The organism is Halorubrum tibetense (assembly GCF_042661865.1).
GTDB lineage: Archaea > Halobacteriota > Halobacteria > Halobacteriales > Haloferacaceae > Halorubrum > Halorubrum tibetense.
Genome location: NZ_JBHSWW010000242.1, coordinates 1 through 3,701 on the forward strand (window position 1 = coordinate 1; position 3,701 = coordinate 3,701).

The following is a 3,701-nucleotide window of genomic DNA, read 5'->3' on the forward strand; positions in this document are numbered from 1 at the left end:
GGCGCGGCCGACACCGTCGTGGTGCCGCTGGAGGACGGCGACCGCGCGGAAGCGCTCGCGGCCGCCGGGAAGACGGAGATCGTGATCGACCTCAACCCGGGGAGTCGGGGGCCGCGAACCGCGGCGATCCCGATCATCGACAACGTGATCCGTGCGGTGCCGAACGTGACGGCACACGCCCGCGATCTCGCTGGGGCGTCGTCGTCGGAGCTACGGCGGGTCGTCGACGAGTTCGACGCAGACGAGGCGTTGACGGCCGCCGAGGCCGCGATCCGCGAGGGCTCGTTCGACGGCGATGGGGACGTGGCGTAACTGGGAGGCGGAGGGAAGGACTGACGGCGACGCGGTCAGGTCACGTAGCCGACGAACGGGATCGCTCGCCGCGGGGCGTTCACCTCGTTCACCTGCGTGGCGACAGTGATCGCACCGATCGCGGCGAGCGCCGCGGCAAACGCGAAGGGAACGACGAACCCCCAGGCGACGAGGAAGCCCGACAACAGCGGGCCGGCGGCGACGCCGAAGCCGAACGCCATCGTGAGCACGGACAGCGTTGACCCGGACGCTCCTTCCCGAGCGATGTCGCCGGCGAGCGCTAGCGCGGGTGCGAACACCATCGCCCCGGCGACACCCTGGAGGAACCGGGCGAGGAACATCACCCACGGGTCCCCGATCAGGCCGAACCCGAGCGCGTACGCCGGCACGAGCCCTTGAACGAGCGTCGTCGGAACGAGCAGAACCGTGCCGACGAGGATGAACGCCTTCCGCCCGTAGTAGTCGGTCGCGCGCCCGATCGGTGCCTGGAGGAAGATCTGTGCGAGGACGAACGCCGCGAACTGGAGGCCGAACATATCGGGCCCCTGATCGAGCTCGGTGTTGACGATGTCGCCGAGCGTGGCGAACACCGCGATGCCGACCGCCATGAAAAACGAGACGACCCCGAGCGCGAACACGGGGTCGAGCAGCTGCCCGCCGTCCCGGTCGCGGATCGCGAGCGCCGCTAAGAACGACTCGTCGCCCCCGTCGTCGGGGTCGATATCGGGGTCCCGGATGAGCGTCAACACGAGCAGGAACGCGAGCACGGCGGTGCTCGCGGCGAAGTAGAACGCCGCGTCGAATCCGGTGAGCGCGACGGTCGTCGCCCCGAGCGGGACGGTGAAGGGACCGGCGGCGACGACGCCCCCGGCGGCGATCGGGCCGACCCCGAAGCCGACGAGTCGGAACGTGTTGTACGTCCCCATGTTGCCGCCACGGTTCTCGTCGGTGGCGAGGTCGTTGACCAGCGCCACCGTCGTCGGGATGATGAACGCGCCCGCGATCCCCTGGAGGACGCGCAAGCCGATCAGGTGCCAGTAGGTGGCGGCGAAGGCGTAGCCGACGCCGGCGACCGCGATGAGCGCCAGCCCGAAGAGCACGAACACCTTTCGACGGCCTGTTCGGTCGGAGAGCCGACCGGTGAACGGCTGGAGCGGGCTGTTGACGAAGCCGAAGATGGAGAGGACGAGGCCGGTGATGAACACCTCCGTGAGCCCGAACGTCCCGCCGGTGACGAAGTCGGAGGCGATGAACAGCGGGAGGACCACGATCAGGAACGAGTTGCCGACGGATTCGGACATTCGGGCGAGCGCCAACGCCAGCACTTGTGGGTTGACTCCCAGCGCGTTCTGGACGGCGGTGACCGGATTCCTCATCGGCGAGCGTAGCCTCCGGGAGGGGTCGAGGGGATCTCCATTGGGTGACTCTCGATACGTGTCCGGTCTTTCGACGGTGTTCGGGAATACGCTTGTGCTATCGGCCACCCGCGTGCGGTTTCCCCCGAGTGATGCTGTGTGGCACGGAGACACGGCTGGCGGCGTCTATGGGCTCAGGTCGCGAACGTGGTTCACGAATCACGGTTCACGAACACCGAGCCGGGTTCGCGACCCGGCGAACGGAACGCGCCTCGGTCGAGGGGACGAGCGACCGGCTGTCGGTCGTCGATGGCGTGTTACGCGTTCGTATTGTCGCCGTCGTTATCGCCGTTACCGTCGTCGTCGCCATCCTCATCGTCATCCCCCTCATCGCCATCCCCCTCATCGTCACCGTCCTCGGGTGGAGCCGGCTCCTCACCCGGCGGGGTCGGCTCCTCACCCGGTGGTAACGGTTCCCCACCCGGTGGTAACGGTTCTCCACCCGGCGGCAGCGGTTGCCCGCCCGGCGGAAGCGGGTCGATGTCGGGGTTCTCGCCGGTCACGAGGAAGTCCGCGACGTTCCCGATCAGCACGTCGTTGTCCGCGCGGTAGGCGTTCTCCGGGGCGAGGAACGCCGAGTCGCCGACCAGTGCGAGCTCGCCGACGGTCACCGCGGCGGCGTAAGCGTCGTCTGCCCGCGTGGTCGACAGCTGCGCGTCGTCGCCCGTTTCGAGGGCGACCTCGCCCTGTCCGGCGGCGACGCCGACCGGAGCGATCCCGCGGAACACCGCGCGGTCGACACCGTCGGTCAGCGGGGTTTCGCCCGCAGGCGTCACGAACGGGCTGAGGTAGTTGGCGTCGTTATCGGTCATATCGTACACGTATCCCGGGGAAACGTACCCTCCAAGCGACCCGACGAGCTCGGTGGCCGGACCGGCGCTTCCGGGGTCGGCCGCGATCACGGTGCGACCGTCGGCCTCGGCGAACTCCGCGACCGCGTCGGCCTCGGCGGGTCCGAGCGCGGCCGGGTTCGTCGTCAGGAACGCGTCGGCGTCCGCGAGCAGCTCGAACAGGGGACCGTCCGCGAACTCGTCCTGATAGAACACCACGTCGTGGCCGTTCGCGACGAGCGTCGCCGCCAGCGGGCCGACGTCGCGTTCGGGGCCACCGATAGTGCCGACCGAGGCGTCGACGGGTTCGCTTTCCTCGCCTATCGGGAGCGGGAGCGGTTCACCGCCGCCACCGGCCGCCGCCCCCGCGCCGACGTGGAGGACGACTGTGTTCGTCGGCTCGGCGCTGTCCATCGTAATCTCCCCGTCAGACTCGGCGGCGTCCGCCGTCACGGCGTCGAGCTCCCAGTGGTCGCTCTCGACGTCCGCGTTCGCGGGGGTTCCGTCGTCGAGGACCGCGCCGCCGACCGCGACGAGGCCGAGCGTGACCGCGAACACGAGTACGAACGTCCCCGCGACGCGCGTCAGCGTGCTCATGCTGCCTCACCTCCGTTCGTCACGGCAGCGGGGTCGGTTCCGGTGTATCCCCACATCTCGACATCCTCGCCGACCGTCTCCGCCCAGACCTGCGGTGCCACGGCCAAGATCAGCGCGTCGTTGAGCGTCTCGTCGCCGATTCCCGCCTCCTCGGCGATGACGACGTCGCCGTCGGTGGTCTCGACGAGTGGGATCCCGAGGCCGCCGGTCGCGGACTCGCTTCGGTGTGTCTCGACCTCGTAGGTGTCGAGGCCGGCCTCGCGGGCGGCGTCGTCGATCGCGTCGTCGACGAAGCCGAACTCGTCGGCGAACCCGTTGTCGACCGCTTCGGTGCCGAGATAGGCGTCGGCGTGGGCGATCCCCTCGCGGTCGAGCTCGATCTCGTCGCCGCGCTGTTCGAGCACGTTCTCGATGAACAGGTTCGCGAGCACCTGTTGACGCTCGCGCTGTTCGGCGGGGTCGGCCGCGTTCTTGTCCGGCCCGGTAGCGCCCTCGTCGGGGCCAGTGGGCGTCGGCGGCGTACCGGCGACGCCGACGCTACCGACCG

General features: G+C 69.5%; 4 protein-coding genes. 1 reads left to right on the forward strand and 3 read right to left on the reverse strand.

Translation table 11 applies throughout. The features are described from left to right. On the forward strand, positions 1-312 hold a 312-nt coding region (locus ACFQEU_RS12850), incomplete at its 5' end, for a phosphopantothenate/pantothenate synthetase family protein (protein WP_379782763.1). Between the two features lie 35 nt (positions 313-347). Here the strand turns inward: ACFQEU_RS12850 and ACFQEU_RS12855 are convergent. From ACFQEU_RS12855 to ACFQEU_RS12865, 3 genes are all read right to left on the reverse strand, one after another. Then, positions 348-1,688, reverse strand: a complete 1,341-nt coding sequence (locus ACFQEU_RS12855; RefSeq protein WP_379782765.1) for an MFS transporter — start codon at positions 1,686-1,688, stop codon at positions 348-350. 296 nt (positions 1,689-1,984) lie between these two features. Then, a complete protein-coding gene (locus ACFQEU_RS12860; RefSeq protein WP_379782767.1) occupies positions 1,985-3,154 on the reverse strand; it encodes a hypothetical protein in 1,170 nt (389 codons plus the stop codon). Continuing rightward, positions 3,151-3,701 (reverse strand): Clp protease/crotonase-like domain-containing protein (locus ACFQEU_RS12865; protein ID WP_465261145.1); only part of this gene is annotated, 551 nt, incomplete at its 5' end. The genes ACFQEU_RS12865 and ACFQEU_RS12860, both read right to left, overlap by 4 nt.

Excerpts from the sequence above, each read along its gene's own strand:
- ACFQEU_RS12855 (WP_379782765.1), bottom strand. The coding sequence starts at position 1,688 with ATGAGGAATCCGGTCACCGCCGTCCAGAACGCGCTGGGAGTCAACCCA.
- ACFQEU_RS12860 (WP_379782767.1), bottom strand. The coding sequence starts at position 3,154 with ATGAGCACGCTGACGCGCGTCGCGGGGACGTTCGTACTCGTGTTCGCG.